The sequence below is a fragment of the Psychrobacter sp. UBA3068 genome (genome assembly GCF_002366815.1).
Lineage (GTDB): Bacteria > Pseudomonadota > Gammaproteobacteria > Pseudomonadales > Moraxellaceae > Psychrobacter > Psychrobacter namhaensis.
In genome coordinates this window covers 55,838-72,092 of the sequence record NZ_DFBY01000007.1, presented here as the reverse complement: position 1 = coordinate 72,092, position 16,255 = coordinate 55,838, and the positions used below count along the sequence as shown (strand labels likewise).

Annotated in this window: 9 protein-coding genes; 3 read left to right on the top strand and 6 right to left on the bottom strand. The window is 47.2% G+C overall.

Features of this window, described 5'->3' with window-relative positions:
- Positions 1 to 117 precede the first annotated feature (117 nt).
- Positions 118 to 1,314 (top strand): siderophore-interacting protein, encoded by a 1,197-nt coding sequence (locus B2P60_RS01260; protein ID WP_198333538.1) that lies wholly within the window; start codon positions 118 to 120, stop codon positions 1,312 to 1,314.
- Positions 1,315 to 1,344: 30 nt separating this feature from the next.
- Here the strand turns inward: B2P60_RS01260 and cobA are convergent, their stop codons facing one another.
- The 5 genes from cobA to B2P60_RS01235 all read right to left on the bottom strand — a co-directional run bounded on the left by cobA (position 1,345) and on the right by B2P60_RS01235 (position 11,088).
- Entirely contained in the window at positions 1,345 to 2,220 is an 876-nt protein-coding gene (gene cobA, locus B2P60_RS01255) for a uroporphyrinogen-III C-methyltransferase (protein ID WP_286738963.1), read from the bottom strand.
- A gap of 135 nt (positions 2,221 to 2,355) precedes the next feature.
- Positions 2,356 to 5,748, bottom strand: coding sequence for a molybdopterin-dependent oxidoreductase (locus tag B2P60_RS01250; protein ID WP_414706612.1), 3,393 nt, complete (start codon positions 5,746 to 5,748; stop codon positions 2,356 to 2,358).
- Positions 5,745 to 7,349 (bottom strand): NAD(P)/FAD-dependent oxidoreductase, encoded by a 1,605-nt coding sequence (locus B2P60_RS01245; protein ID WP_226949381.1) that lies wholly within the window; start codon positions 7,347 to 7,349, stop codon positions 5,745 to 5,747. Before B2P60_RS01245 ends, B2P60_RS01250 begins: the two co-directional genes overlap by 4 nt.
- A gap of 69 nt (positions 7,350 to 7,418) precedes the next feature.
- Positions 7,419 to 9,548: a protein kinase domain-containing protein gene (locus tag B2P60_RS01240; protein WP_349678341.1), complete on the bottom strand. Its 2,130-nt coding sequence runs from the start codon at positions 9,546 to 9,548 to the stop codon at positions 7,419 to 7,421.
- A gap of 25 nt (positions 9,549 to 9,573) precedes the next feature.
- Positions 9,574 to 11,088 carry a NarK family nitrate/nitrite MFS transporter gene (locus tag B2P60_RS01235; protein ID WP_198333536.1) on the bottom strand — a complete coding sequence of 505 codons (1,515 nt, stop codon included), beginning with the start codon at positions 11,086 to 11,088 and terminating at the stop codon, positions 9,574 to 9,576.
- Positions 11,089 to 11,675: 587 nt separating this feature from the next.
- Between B2P60_RS01235 and nirB the strand changes: the two genes are divergently transcribed.
- Both nirB and nirD read left to right on the top strand, forming a co-directional pair.
- The gene (gene nirB / locus B2P60_RS01230; RefSeq protein WP_198333535.1) at positions 11,676 to 14,279 is read left to right on the top strand and encodes a nitrite reductase large subunit NirB; all 2,604 of its coding nucleotides are present in this window, start codon (positions 11,676 to 11,678) and stop codon (positions 14,277 to 14,279) included.
- Positions 14,280 to 14,333: 54 nt separating this feature from the next.
- Positions 14,334 to 14,684 (top strand): nitrite reductase small subunit NirD, encoded by a 351-nt coding sequence (gene nirD, locus B2P60_RS01225; protein ID WP_198333534.1) that lies wholly within the window; start codon positions 14,334 to 14,336, stop codon positions 14,682 to 14,684.
- Positions 14,685 to 14,758: 74 nt separating this feature from the next.
- On the opposite strand, the gene B2P60_RS01220 is transcribed toward nirD, so the two are convergent.
- On the bottom strand, positions 14,759 to 16,165 hold the full coding sequence (locus B2P60_RS01220; RefSeq protein ID WP_286738962.1) for a Na+/H+ antiporter NhaC family protein: 1,407 nt from the start codon (positions 16,163 to 16,165) through the stop codon (positions 14,759 to 14,761).
- Between the last annotated feature and the right edge of the window lie 90 nt (positions 16,166 to 16,255).

Below are 16,255 nucleotides of genomic sequence, written 5' to 3'. Positions count from 1 at the left end.
GATATTTGTCTAAAAAAGCCAATAAAAATTGATTTTACTCGTAAATGATAATAAAAACAATTATCATTAACTTAATATATTTTTTATCTTCCTCCACTATTGTTCGTGAGTATATAAATGACCCATTCTACCTCCTCTGCTAATCCCACTTCTTATGCCCAAGCAAACGCCTATACCCCCTTAAACTTTCCTGAACTTGCCAGCGCCATCACTCACATCAATGAAGAGCATTACGATGAATTGCTCGGGTTTTTGACCGCTTTTACTTCTCTGTCGTCAGAAGACATGGATGAGGCAAGCGTACAGCTGGTTGATATCTATGCCGAGGCAATCGCTTTACAAATACAATATAAAGGCACAAAAAAAACGTCTGCTCAGGCACACAACCCGACATTTTTTATAGCCTTTACAGCGCCCATCACCCAGTTTAGTGACTTAAATACGCAATATATTTTGCTCAAACAACAAGCGGATAAAAAACTCGGCAAAAAAACCATCAAACTGACCAAACAGACTTTTTTAGTACAGGACAGCTATAAGGTCAGTCCAAATATGCTGCGTCTTGAATTGACGGGGTCTACGTTGGATGTCTCCAACAAAAACTCTGTCCCTGTTGATGAAGCAGGTTATGCGTACTTGTTTGATTTGGCGCATAATGCCAGCGCTTCACAAAACGTTGACGATAAGGCCTCGCCTACGCGTGCTCATTGCTATTACACATTAAGAAAAGCATGGCAGACGTCAGATGGCGTACGCGCATGGGTTGATGTTTTTTTGCATGGGGATACGCCCGGTGGTCATTGGGCACGCTCATTACAAGTAGGCGATACCGTCATGAGTAAACGTGAGTTCCCTGAAAAAACGGCCCATTTGCAGGATGGACAAACGTTACTGATTGCTGATGAAACCTCGATGCCCACCGTGGCACGCTTACTGGAGCTTTGGGACAATCCTCTACCGCCTTTGGTGCTTTGTGTTACCCAAGAGCTAGCCGATCAAGCGTACTTTGATGCAGTTAAAATAGGCACTGATAAAAAAAACGGTGACAAGACCAGACAAAGTGCTGAGTGTCAGATAGACAACAGCTTTATGCTGTTGTCTTTGGTGACAGGTAAGGTCAACTCAGGAAAAGAGTTGGCTGCCTTAATTGACCACACATTGGCCAACTATCTGACTAACCACCCCATACAAATTGATACAGTTTGGGGCGCTTTAGAGGCGGGTACAGCAAAAGCACTTCGAGGGCTGATTCAACAAAGGCTAGGATTAGAGCGTAGTGATTCCGTTATTAAGGTATATTGGCGCAAAGACTGAGGCTACTTATGAGCCTGTCTGATATCCTGCTTACACACAACTGACTTCCAAGGTTTGACTAAGTGACGCAAGGTTATAGTTTGCAAACTCACCATACAAATTGACCACATCGCCCATAATCAGCAGTGCTGGTGTGGGCAGGCTGGCGGATGCTTGCTGCTCGGCGATATCCTTTAACGTGCCGATGAGTACTTGCTGCGTGGGTAGGCTTGCGTGACTGATGATCGCAAACGGCGTCGCACCGTCTCGCCCTGCCTCTATCAACCCTTTTGTCATCTCATCCAAACGATGCAATCCCATATAAAAAACGACCGTCTGAGTACTGTCCAGTAATTCACTATAGTTCTCATTGGGTGCGCCCAGTTTTTTACAAGCTGTGACAAACTGCACCGATTGGGCGTGATCGCGGTGTGTCAATGGGATACCCGCGCGACTCGCCGCGGCACTGGCTGCAGTGATACCAGGAATAGATTCAAAAAAAATACCATACCGTACTACCTCTTGGATCTCTTCACCGCCCCGTCCAAAAATAAAAGGATCACCGCCTTTTAGTCTAACCACTGTTTTATTAGCAAGGGCGTGCTTGACGAGCAGCTCATTGATTCCCTCTTGTGGTAGCGCATGATTGGCACGACGTTTACCGACGAATATCTTTTCGGCAGTCAGCGCACACATGTCCAAAATATCTTCAGAGACCAAACTGTCGTACAGCACCACATCTGCGCGCTGCATCACCCTCAGCGCTTTTAGCGTCAACAATTCAGGGTCACCAGATCCTGCGCCTACCAGATAGACCGCGCCTTGTTTCTGACTCAATTGGGTATCTTGCACCCCGCTCTCCATGCACTTTTGACTCGTTAAACCGTAGGGTGCGCTGTTTGCAATAAAGGCAGGTGAATTGGGCATGATGGTCGCTCCTGATGACAGTATAAGTACAGTAAAGTAGCGTACTAAAAATAAGGCGATTTAGTAAACTTCTACTCAGGCTCAGCCAATTTTTAGTCGCACATTATCCGTTGCAAGCGACATGCCACCAAGCCATTAAGCTGACTCTAATTGAGTATATTTTGTGATTAAGTCATTAATCTGACCGACACAAGAGCCACAATTGGTACCCGCTCGGCACTGCTCTCCAACAGCTGTCGCACTGGTACAGCCCTGCTTAGTGATCGCCTCAATAATACGGTTTTCGCCAACGGACATGCACGAACAGACGAGTGGCCCAGGATCGACATAGCCACTGGCAGGACGGCCAGCCAGTAACCATTTATAACGCTGATTGACAGGCATTTGATTGGCATCGGCAAAGCAGCTATCGAGCCATTGGACACTGGGTAAGGCCTTGGGCGTTGGTGCAAGATAGACAGCCATGATGAGTTTCTCATTAGCCCCCTCACCCTCTATTGCGCTATTGTCTGTATGATCAGTGCTGGCTGACACGCTGCTGTTTACCGCTGCACGAATGGACTGGGTCATAATGAAGCGCAATTGATCACGCTGTTTACTGACGGTGAACGCCGTATTGGTCGTGTGCGTTTGTGATGCCAACTGCCCTAAAGGTTGTATCGCTTCTGCAAGCTGCTGCCAAAAGTCAGAGGTGTTTAAAGTATGACTCACACTGATATTTGGGCTGGCAAAATTAATCAGTACACTATTCATTTGACGGCTTAAGTTCCAAGTAAGGGCGGGCAATTGGTTTGCCAAAGCAGCATTTGTCCCTGTGTGACTCTTTTTTTCGAATACATCTTCTTGCACCCTCTTTTTCTCAAAATTGTCCAAGATCGTACGCAATTGCACTATAACGGTGTCTTGCCAGTCAGGATGCACCAAAATCTTACCAAACGTGTGCATGGGCACTGCGGTAAGACGGATGGCTGAATTTTTAAGCTCGGGCTGTCCTGAGTGCGGATCAACGACCGTTGGAATAAGCGTACCCATACGGGCAAAGCTGGCAAAAGCATTGCTCCAGTGCATCGACATAAATGCATCACCAACTCGCATCACATCGCTCATTGCCACTTGTACCAGCACCTGACTTGCCTCTTGCTCAGCTATCACACCTTCTTCATACTGACGATGCAGTTGTACAAAATCATCAGTTTCCACACCAAGCTGCGCGGCATCATCAGGATGTAGCGTCAGCACTGGCTTTGACTGGTGTTGATTTAACTGCGGGGCGAGGCCCGTTCGAGTCATGGTATGCCATTGATCGCGCAATCTACCTGTGATGAGACGCAAATCAAGGGTTGGCGCATTCAGTTTTGACGATATATTGTTGTATCGCCGTTTGTGTCTTTGCTTGTGTCGGTGCCGATTGGGCACACTGGCATTATCAGCAGGCGTGATGGCTATCAGCTGTGCTTTGATGCAAGAGGCCGTCTGAATAGTCATATCACCTAATAAATCATCTGACCGCTCATTTGCCGCCTCAGTCATTGAAATACGCGCGCCGCCCCACTGAAATGGCCGCATCATGTCGTAGTCTTCATTGCTAAGCGCGTTTGGCATGCGCCGATGGTGGATAGAGTGATTGCTATGCGTTGCCTCTGCCATCAAAACAGACAGGTCTTTGGCAAGATTGAGATAACGCGGCTGGTTTTTGGTTGAGACAGTTTGATTTTTATCATTGCCATAGGCTGTCAATGCCACGTGCTCATTAAATATCTCGCTGGGGTGCTGATAATCAAACCCTGAAAAGCCCATACGCTTGGCGACTTGCGACAGTATCCACCAGTCAGGCTTTGCCATACCTGTCGCAGGCAGTAAAGATCGCTGACGCGAGATGCGCCGTTCAGAATTGGTCACCGTGCCTGATTTTTCGCTCCAACCTTGGGCCGGCAGGACAATATCAGCACATTTTACCGTATCACTGTCTACTGAGCAGTCCGACACGATTACCAAGTCGCATTCAGCAAGCGCTTGGCGAAATCTGTCCGCCTCTGGCAAACTCACCACAGGATTGGTTGCCATAATCCAAATGGCCTTGATGCGCCCATCCAAAATTGCATCGGCAGCATCGCAAGCTTTGACACCAACATTTGCAGCGATAGACTGAGGGGACGCCCAAAAATCCACCACCAGCTGACGATGCTCCCTATTGTCTAAGTCCAAATGGGCCGCCAATAAATTGGCAAGCGCGCCAACTTCTCGCCCGCCCATCGCATTGGGCTGACCAGTCAATGAAAATGGGCTCGCCCCTACTTGACCCACGCGCCCCGTAAATAGGTGGGTGTTGATAATGGCATTGACCTTGTCTGTGCCACTTTTGGATTGATTCACCCCCATACTAAATGCAGTCACGGTCTTGTCATTGGCAGCAATCCACTCATAAAACTGACGGACACTATCGGGTGACACTTGACAGGCGCTCGCCACCTTGTCAATCGTCCACATTTTGGCTGCATACAAAGCCTCATCAACACCCACACATTGCCTAGTATATTGCTTGTCTTGGCAACCGTGCTGCTCAAGATAACGCAATAAACCATTATATAAATGCGTGTCAGTACCAGCCGCAATGGGCAAATGCAAATCGGCAAACTCACAAGCGTCCGTACGCCGCGGATCAATCACGATCAGTTTTTTATTTGGGTTCAATTTTTTGGCCGTCAAGAAACGCCCAAACAGGATGGGGTGACACCATGCCATGTTTGAGCCAACCAGTACCAATAAGTCACAGGTTTCAAAATCCTCATAATTACCCGGCACCAGATCTGCACCAAACGCGCGCTTATGTCCCGCTACCGCTGATGACATACACAGCCGAGAATTGGAGTCGATATTATTGTTACCGATAAAGCCTTTGATGAATTTATTGGCAACATAATAGTCTTCAGTCAATAGCTGGCCTGAGACATAAAACATAATACTGTCGCGCCCATACTTATCGATCGTATCATTTAAACGCTTAGCAATATCCCCTAACACAGTGTCCCAATCGGTGTTCTCAATAAGTGGCTGCCTATCAGACGTTTTGATAGGATTCAAGTGAGAAGCGATATTCAATGGCAGAGGCTGCTGTTGCTGCATGGATGCCCGCTTGTTTTGATAGTAAGGCTGAATCAATCGGCGCTCGGTGCCAAGCGTCTGGACAAGCGCGCTGCCTTTTGAGCATAATTTGCCAAAGTTAGCAGGATGCTCGGGGTCTCCTTTGACACTGATTACTCCCCTATCATTAACACTCGCTAGGACACCGCAACCGACGCCGCAATAAGGACAAGTGGTACGTATCATTTTGCTCGCGCCATCAGCTGGGGTCAGCGATGATGCTTCATGGACATCTTCAGCAGTGCTGATGGTATGAGTCGCTATCGTCTGGCTCATCGCTGTTTTAGCGGGGTGAGCCAAATGACTTGACGCAGCCGTTTGCTTGGTATGACTGGCATCTGTGATTGTATTGGTCGCTGAGATTTTATGAATAGCCATGTCACTCATGACGCCTCCTCCACTAATTCAGTCATGTCTACGTCGTCACTTGTGCTATCAGTGCTGACATTGCTCATAGCCAGTACGTCTAAATCACAATAAGCGCTACCAAAGATTAAATGATCTTTTATGCCCGATACATCGACGTTATCCGTAATAAGCTGACTGTAGAAACTGCCATCATTGACATCACCATAGAGTACGGCGCCAACGAGCCGATTATTTTTCAGGTAGAGACAGTGATAATGGTTTAAGGTAGGCTGGCGATAGACGAGGGTTTCGATGGTCTCAGCGTCGCCATCGTCAAAGGCAATTTGACCGGCCGAATAGGCTGCCACGCCAGATACTTTTAATTTTAATGACAAGGGTTTACTGACGAAGGGTTTCCAGTGCGTTTGTAAGGATTTGGTATTATCTGCTGCTATGACGGAGCTTGATATTACCGCTTCTTTTAAAACCGTGACGAGCGTATCAACTTGCTGATTTACCGGGGCGATCATGCCGAACAGCTCCCCATCTAGCTCGACACACTCACCAATCGCATACACATGAGGACAGCTGGTGTGCATGCAGTTATCAACGACAATACCGCGATTGACATCAAGCCCGCTGTCTTTGGCCAAGGAGGTATTGGGTATCACGCCCACTGCCATCACGATAAAATCAGCCGGTAAGATACGGCCAGACTCTAAGACCAACCCGCACACCTCGTCCCTATCATTGATGGCGATGGCTTCTGTCTTTGCAGATACCTCAAGACCAACACCGCGGCGACTTAACTCAGCTTGTAAAAGCTGGGCGGCTGGCAAATCCAGCTGGCGATTGAGCACATAGTCATCCACGTGAATGACGGTCATGCTTGCCCCTTGCATGGCCATTGCACAGGCGGCTTCTAACCCTAGTACGCCGCCGCCAATCACCAATCCTGTTTTGCCTTGACGAGCATACTCAATCAAAGCTGTGACATCAGCCACGTCTCGAAACACATGAACGCCTTTTGCCGTATGATTGGGAAATGGAATAACGCGGGCAGTTGAACCAGTGGCAATGACCAGTTTGGCATAACGGAGCACTTGTCCATTGTCAAGCTCAATAGACTGCTGCTCAGTATCAATCGTATCGACACTCAACCCAGCCAAGACGGTGATACCCAGCGCCTCGTAATCCGCTTTATCGTATAAATAGGTGTCCTCAAACGCTGCATCTCCTGAGAGTACAGGCGACAACATAATGCGGTTGTAGCCTACTTGTGGTTCTTTACCAATCAGAGTAATGGGTAGTGGTATGTCAGGGCTTTTTAAATGCAGGTTGTCTAAGCGCTCATTTTTCGCTTGTATACTTTGCTGCTGTACCCGTGCAAGCTCAATGGCGAAACGGCTACCTGCCATACCCGCACCGATGATGATAACACCCTCGCTACCCATTTTATCGTGGCAACAGTTGGTTTTGTGAGCATCAGTGCTGTATTCGTCAGCGCTATATTTATCATTACCATATTTATCATTACTACATTCACAAGTATGGTCGGTTACAACTTGATGGATAGGTATGTCAGGGGAATCTGTATCAATCGCAGATTTGGCGGCATTTTTTGATGTATGGAGCAACATAAAACGAAGTTCCTTAGCAGCATAGTGCAGCGTTAAACAAGTGATGACATGTCTTTGAAAATGGGCAACCTATGACAGATGTACCCATAGCAACAAGACAATGATGGCAGTCTGTACGAAGCAAATGCCATGCCACACCAGTAAAGGATTGCGTTTAATAAGCGGCTCAGGGTCGCGGCTGCGTGCGCGGTTATCAGGGTTGAAATCTTGTAAAAACTCACCAATGGCTTGATAACGAACATTGGTATTAGGATGTAGCGCCCGTATAAGCGCTTGTTGGCTAACAGGCGGTATGTTTTGCTGTCGCAGTGGCTGCGTTGGCATGACTAAGGTCTGCTTCGGATTCATCAACTCTTGCGAACCAAACGGCAGCTGTCCTGTCAATAGCTCATAACCAATCACAGCGATTGAGAACAGATCAGAGTGCACCCCTTTTGGTGCATCACTGTAGTACTCTGGTGCAGCGTAGTGCAGATCGCCCTTGGGAGGACGTGTACTGTCTTTTAAGATTGATGAGCTGGCAGAGCCAAAGTCAATCAGTTTCACCGCGCCTGATTTGGTCAACAGCACGTTTTCGGGCTTGATATCTTGGTGCAAGAGATAATTGCGGTGCATCACTCGCGCCGCCATACCTATTTTGGTCAGCAAATCATAGGTCTGCCAAACATCGCATGGGGCATTTCGTTCAATGAAGTCACGTAAACTCTCGCCTTCGATATACTCAGTTAGGTGATATAGATAGGTGGTGCTGGCGGGTACTGGATAGTAACGCAGTAGTCCTGAGACGTTCAGCCCAGAACCCATTCCATGAGCGTGGGCTTTGTTTGAATCCATCGCTTGCAAGCGATTGGGGTCAGCTTGATTATAAGCAGATTCGCCCGCGCGCCGGTGCTTTGACAAGCTCAGGCCAATTTTGCGCTCTTGTAAAAAATCACGCAAATAATGACCATCCGCTATGGTATCAAGGCTCGGCGACTTCAGCACAAAGTCATTACAGTCTTTATCTTGTACCCAATACACGTGACTGCGGGCAGTGCGCGCAATGATGCTCAGCACGGTAAAACCATCAATGCTATCCCCTATTTCTAAAGCTGGCGGCAGCTGATAGCGAGGAGTATCGTGGGTCGCGCTGGTATTATGCTCAAGATGAGCGCCATCACACTCAAAACGAGCGCCAGAATTCTCTGTTAAATTGGATGGTTTTGGCATCGCATTCATACTTAGCATAATCATACTTAGGTTGTCATGACTGCCTTCTGTAAAAGCGTGCTCACACAAAGTCTGACTGGCATGAAATCCTGCTGGCAAGCTGTGCGTGGCCGACAGCGCCTGACACATGTTTGTCGCCGCCGTACTCAGCTCAAACGCTAACTCAACCTCATCGATGTGCTCATAAATTCCATCCGTCATTATTGCCAAGCACTCGTTTTGATGCAGCGTAAACACCGATTGTTGCAAGTCCAACTGACTGTCTGCGCCGATAGCCGCCGACAGCGCCCCTTTTTCTTCCCCCCGATGAATGCGGTGGTCTTCACTAAGAACCGTCAGACCGTCTAACCCAACACGGTAAATACGAGAATCGCCTGTATGAAACAGATGGATACGATCACCAATGCATAATAACCCTGACAGCGTAGACAACAAAGGCGGCACCCGCTGGTACGCTTGTGGAAAATACAACATATCATTGGCTTTATTTACCGCCGTCCTAATGATGCTCGCAATGTAATCATCATCCAAAGGCGTGATTTGAGGTGGATCTCGTGACGGCTGTTGTACGTGCGGCAACTTTGATAGTGCTAACGTTATTTTTTCCGCGACCGTATTGACGACCAGCTGGCTTGCCTGTTTGGGAAACTGGCAAGCACTGACCCCATCTGCCATCAGCACCAACAGTGGCGCTGGAGGCATTGCTATACTTTTAACTGATTCGCCTTTGTTTAAGTCGTCCGATTTGGTCGATGTTGAAGCCAAAAAATGATACGGCAGGCAGGTCGTGATCAGTAGACTGTCTTGGTTTTCGGCTTTACGACCTTTCATCGTAAAAAAGTCAAGCCACCACAACGCAGAGTCTGCGCTGTGGTGACTGGATTCACTAGCCCTACTCATTGCCACACTTGCAGCACTACTTGCCTGATCGACACTCATATGAGCACCTTGTTGACTGTTTTTTTGTATGTCTTTTTGAATGGTATTCAAAATCATCCTTATTTATTTTCTCGTGCTAGCTATGACTGACTTGAATCTCAGCAAATGACCCATCTGGCATCTCTTCAATAATGACCCCTTCAGGTTCTTTGAGTAAAAACAGCGCAAAGAAACCCACCACTGCCGTCGCAGCGATGACGAAGAAAAACACTTGATAAGACACCAGACTCAGTACCGTGAGATAGACCACCGAACCAACGTTACCGTACGCACCCGTCATACCAGCGAACTGCCCCGTCATACTACGCTTGATCAATGGAATCACCGCAAAGACCGCCCCTTCTCCTGCCTGCACAAAAAACGAGCAAAACATGGTGATTAACAACGCGAGCGCAAGTGGCCATGTTGAATCAAGAATGCCCATTAACAAATACCCAACAGCCAAACCTGCTGTCAAAATCAGCAAGGTGATTTTTCGACCAAACTTATCACTGAGCCAACCCCCACCAGGACGTGACATCAGATTCATAAAAGCATAACTCGACGCCAACACGCCCGCCATAACGATCGAGAGATTAAAGGTCTCTTGATAAAACAATGGCAACATCGATACGACAGCAAGCTCTGAACCAAAAGTTGCAAAGTACAGAATATTTAAAATACCGACCTGCTTAAAGTCATACCGATGCGCGTCAGGCACAGGCGTGGTAAAGACCTCTTTATTAAAGCGATAACTGCTGATGAACTCGTAGATATACAGGACAGCAAGACCAATATAAATCAGCGTGACACTAGACTGGCTGAGCAGGCTCACGCCCGCAGGTGATAGCTTCCATGCCAACAAAGCTAGTGCCAAATACATGGGTAATTTAAACACCATCATCAGCCAAAAGTCGCCCGATGAGGTCACCATCATAGCGCCCGACTTTTTGGGTTTAAAGTAAGTCGCACCCTTAGGCGTGTTTCGCGCCATCTTATAAAAAATCACACTATAAAGCGCCATCACCACACCTGACACGGCGGTGGCATAACGCCAGCCTTCATCGCCCCCAAAGATCGCTGCCGCTATAATCGCCACGGTGGGTAGTAGTAATGCCGCTGCGGCTGAACCAAAATTGCCCCAACCCCCATAAATCCCTTCCGCCGTGCCCAGCTCATTGGTTGGGAACCAATCACTCATCAAACGAATACCAACCACAAAACCTGCGCCAACAAACCCCAATAAAAAACGGGACAACGCCAAGGTGTTGTAATCTTGCGCGAACGCAAACGTAAAGCAAGGAATCGCACCGATAGCCAAAATCGCCGTATAGACAAGACGCGGGCCGAAACGATCGGTCAACATACCGATAATGACACGGGCTGGGATAGTCAACGCCACGTTCAATATCAGAAGCGTTTTGACTTGGTCTTTTGTGAGACTCAATGTCTCACCAATCGCGGATAAAAACGGAGCGTGGTTAAACCACACAAAAAAGGTCAGAAAAAACGCCATCCAACCTAAGTGAAGAATTTTATTTTTACCTGAAAAAGATAAGACGTTTAGCTTGTCTGGGGTAGAGGCAACAGGGGTCGATGATGACGATGACATAGGCAGCGGCTTCCTTAAATGGTTAACTTCTCGGTTATTGCAAAGCGTCAAATGTTCAAAAAAAATCCATTAAGACAGTTAAGGCGGTGCAATGGCTATGCCAGTTGTGGTAATAAATTGCGTTTTTAAAATGAGCAAGGGTTTTAAGGCAGAGCTACAACGCCTGCTTGCTAAGCTTTTACGACGCTTTTACCACGGCACTAAAACTTTATGACCCTTTTTATAAGAACCAAAAAAAGAGGAGAAAAACAAAAGCAGTGTTTTGACCTACCCACAACGAGAGAACCCAAATTGGGGCAACGTAATCTCTATGTTGGTGCATTTGTATCTTATGGAGGCATTGATAGAAAACTTATAATCGACATTCTGATCAGCAACACAGACAGAGGCATCTTTTTTTCTTTTGCCTCTGTTAAATTTCTCAGAAACCTTAATAAGCATACTGTTTGCCCTTGTCTTTTACTCAACCGCTTATAACGGCGTGCCTCAAGAAATACACAAGAATAAAGTTGCTTGGCACAATTATTGAATGCTCTGTATGAGTAGGCATCTAAATGTCATTTATCAGCTATATAGAGGACAGACGCATGAGTAGCACTACAATAGGCACAAAAAACACAAACACAGAAAGTAAAGGCAACTTAGTCGTGATTGGCAACGGCATGGTCGGTCATCATTTTGTTGAGAGAGCCATTGAGCAAGGCTTGCATGAACAATTTGAGATTCATGTATTTGCAGAAGAGGACCGCCCTGCTTATGACCGTGTGTATTTGTCCAGTTATTTTGAGCACAAAGATGCCAGCAAGCTAAACCTAGTCGATTTAACCACTTATGATTCATCAAAAATACAACTGCATTTAAACCAGCGAGTTGTGGAGATCGACTCGATCAATCAATCTATAACCACGCAAGCTGGCGAGAAAATTGAGTACAGTGAGCTGGTACTAGCAACAGGATCGTATCCTTTTGTACCACCGATTCCCGGTCGTGAGCATCCGCACTGTCATGTGTATCGTACAATTGCAGATTTGGACGAGATTTTGGCCATTGCTGAATTACCCAAAGTCAAAAAAGGCGTGGTGGTTGGTGGCGGACTACTCGGACTAGAAGCGGCAAAAGCGCTGGTTACCCTTGGCCTTGATACGTATGTGGTCGAGTTTGCCCCGCAGTTGATGGGGGTTCAGCTTGATGCGGCAGGTGGCGAGATTTTAAAGCGTAAAATCGAGGCGCTGGGCGTCACAGTCCTAACAGGCAAAAACACCCAAGACATTGTTTCTAATACAGATAGTGCAGACAGTGATGCCAATTATCTCACCATGCAATTTACCGATGGCAGCTCATTAGATACCGATATGATTGTGTTTAGTGCGGGTATCAGGCCGCAAGATGGCATAATAAAAAACAACCCTGAATGCGGGATTACCATGGGAGCACGAGGTGGTATTTTGATCGATGAGCAATGTCGCACCAATGCCGAGCATGTCTATGCCATTGGCGAATGCGCGGTGTGGAACAATCAAGTCTTTGGCCTCGTGGCACCCGGTTATAGCATGGCGAGCATTTGTGCTGCCCAAATTGCCGGCAATCAGGAACAAAGATTTACGGGCGCTGATATGAGCACCAAATTAAAACTGATGGGCGTTGATGTCGGTAGTATTGGCGACGCGCATGGTGCTGCTGACAACAGTCTAAGCTACCTGTACCAAAACCCTGCCGAAGGTATTTATAAGAAGCTTGTCACCACAGCGAACAATAAACGTTTGCTTGGTGCCGTGTTGGTCGGTGATACCGAAGATTATAATAACTTGCTGCAGTTGTATCTCAATGACATTGATCTGCCAGCGCATCCCGAAAGCCTGATACTACCCAACGTCGAAAAACCTATGATGGGCATCGACAATTTACCCGATACCGCCACGATTTGCTCTTGTTACAACGTATCGAAGGGGGCGATTTGCTCCGCAGTCGCAAACGGCGCGTACTCGATTTCTGACATCAAAACCGTAACGAGTGCCGGCACAGGCTGCGGCGGTTGTGCGCCAATGGTAAAAGACACCGTGAGTTACCAGCTAAAAACGCTTGGTTTTGAGGTCAATAACGACTTATGCGAGCATTTTGCTTATTCTCGTCAGGATTTATACAGCTTGATTCGCGTTCATGGTATCAAAACCTTTGATGAGCTGCTGACGGAGCATGGTCGCGGTCATGGTTGTGAGATTTGCAAACCGACCGTTGCCTCTATTTTGGCGTCGTGCTGGAATGATTATGTGCTCAAGCCTGAACTAACCCCGCTACAGGACAGCAACGATTACTATTTAGGAAACATCCAAAAAGACGGCACTTATTCAGTCGTGCCGCGCGTGCCGGGTGGTGAAATCACTGCCGATAAGCTCATCGTGCTGGGGCAAGTCGCAAAAGAGTTCAATCTATACACCAAAATCACAGGCGGACAACGTGTGGACTTATTTGGTGCACGTATGGAGCAGCTGCCTGATATCTGGACACAACTGGTGCAGGCAGGCTTTGAGACGGGGCACGCCTATGGTAAATCGCTACGCACCGTGAAGTCTTGCATCGGTAACAACTGGTGCCGATATGGCGTCGATGACAGCATTGGTCTGGCGTTAAGATTAGAGGATCGCTATAAAGGCGTGCGTTCACCGCACAAGATTAAGATGGGGGTGTCAGGTTGTATGAGAGAGTGTGCTGAAGCACAAAGCAAAGACTTTGGCATGATTGCGACCGAAAACGGCTGGAATTTATTCGTCTGCGGTAATGGCGGTATCACGCCGCGCCACGCCGAGCTGTTCGCAACCGACCTCGATACCGAAACCCTAGTCAGATATATCGACCGCATCATTATGTTTTATATCAAAACAGCCGACAAGCTCCAGCGCACTTCAAAATGGCGCGAAAGCTTAGAGGGCGGGCTTGAGTACTTACAAGCAGTTATCATTGAAGACAGTTTAGGGATTGCAGAAGAGCTTGAAGCACAGATGGAGTTGCTCATCGAAAATTACGTCTGTGAGTGGGCTGAAACGATTAACGATACCGAAAAGCTCAAACGCTTTCGTCACTTTGTGAACAGTGAGCAAGGCGATGACAACGTCGTGTTTGTGACCGAACGCGATCAAATCCGCCCCGCCACGGATGCTGAAAAATCGGCCATTCAAGTGGTGGAGTTGGCTTAATTAGAGACCAGCAGAACACTTTATTAACGCGACCATACTCAAGGACAACGCTCCATGAAACAGCACACTATTTGCCGCCTGAACGACATCATCCCTGACACGGGCGTTTGCGCACTGATAGAGGGCAAACAAATTGCCATCTTTCGCACCAAAAAAAACGACCTCTTCGCCCTTGATAATTATGATCCATTCAGTCAAGCCAACGTGCTGTCTCGCGGTTTGATTGGTGGCACAATGATTGTGAATGAGACGGGCACAGACGAAGAGGTGCTTTATGTCGCCTCGCCTATTTATAAACAGCGCTTTAACCTTGCCACAGGACAGTGCTTAGACGATGGAAATGTAACACTGGCTGCTTATCACGTGGCGTTAAACAACGATACTGTCATGCTGCAAAACTTTTAAAAAACTTGGGCGCGCCCTCATTGAAGACACGCCCTAGTTGTTTGAGATAAAGACTTTATTGATGTAAAAATCTCTTACACTGCTTTAACTGGCTCATGACGTTTTACCCGACTAATCGTTAGTCCTGTAAAACCAAACAGTATCGTCAGTAGTAACGACAAATAACAGAAGAACGCGTAAGGCAAATAGTCAAGCACAGGCACGCCTAACGCTTGGCTGATAAACACACCGCAGACACTCCAAGGCACGAGTGGATTGATGACTGTACCTGCATCCTCAATGGTACGAGACAGGTTTTTGGGGTGTAGATTTAAGCGCTCGAAGGTGGGACGAAAAGCAGTACCAGACAACAAGATACTCAAATACTGCTCGCCAATCAGCACGTTGATACTGAGTGCTGACATGGCAGCGGCAAATATGGCACGTCCTGACGTGGTTAATGTGTGTTTTATACCTGATAATAGGGCTGGCAAAATACCTAATGCGGTCAAAAGCCCACCAAGACTTAACGCCAGTATCACAATCGCTTGAGTAAAGAACATACTTTGTACACCGCCGCGCGACAGCATACCCCCAACCTCTCCAAGCTCTAATGAAGCGGCGGGCGCATAGCCTGCAAATAGATAGCCACCCAATTGCCCAAAGCTTGGCGAGCTATGCAAGTAAGTAATGATAAGAGCGGCCGCGATGGTACAAATAATCGTGTAGATGGCATTGACGCGAAAAACCGCTAACCCAACCAGTACCACAAAGGGCAACACCGCATATCCGTGCACCAAACCACTTTCAATCAGCTGGCCTTGCAATACGGTCACTTGACTGAGATCAGAACCTGCCGTCTGCCCTGAAAAAAACCAAAAAATAATGACTGTCAGTATCCACGCTGGTACGGTGGTGTACATCATATTACGAATGTGCTCAAACAAATCGATGCCCACCACAGAGGAGGCTATCGTACAAGTATCAGATAATGGCGACATCTTGTCCCCAAAAAACGCACCTGAGACGACCGCACCAGCTGCAATCGCTACATTGGCATCAAAGGCGTTACTCATACCAATAAACGCCACGCCTAACGTTGCCGCTGTCGTCAAACTACTGCCCAACGCAATACCGATAATAGACGTTAATACAAAAGCGGAAATATAATAGTATTCAGGGGATATCAACTGAAAGCCGAAATACATCAGCGTTGGAATGGCACCTGACATCATCAAGGCGGCGACCATCAGACCGATGAAGAAGAACAAATATATCGCACCAATACCCCGCATAACCCCTGATGCCATTTGCATTTGCATTTCATCAAAGCTCAAGCCTTTAAACAGACCAATAGCCAGTAGAACGCAGATAGCGAGTATGAGCGATAAATGAGGCACCCAGCCAAAACCAATCATGGTAATGCCCATAATGGCAATGACAATGGCAGAAATCATAAATGCCAGTTGAGGTGAAATTTGGGTTAATATTTTTGGAGGCATCACACATCCTTAGAGCGCCAGCGTAATCTGGCGTTAGATTGAATTTAAATATTGAATTTAAGTGGAGGCAAGTTTAATGAGTTTGTTTGG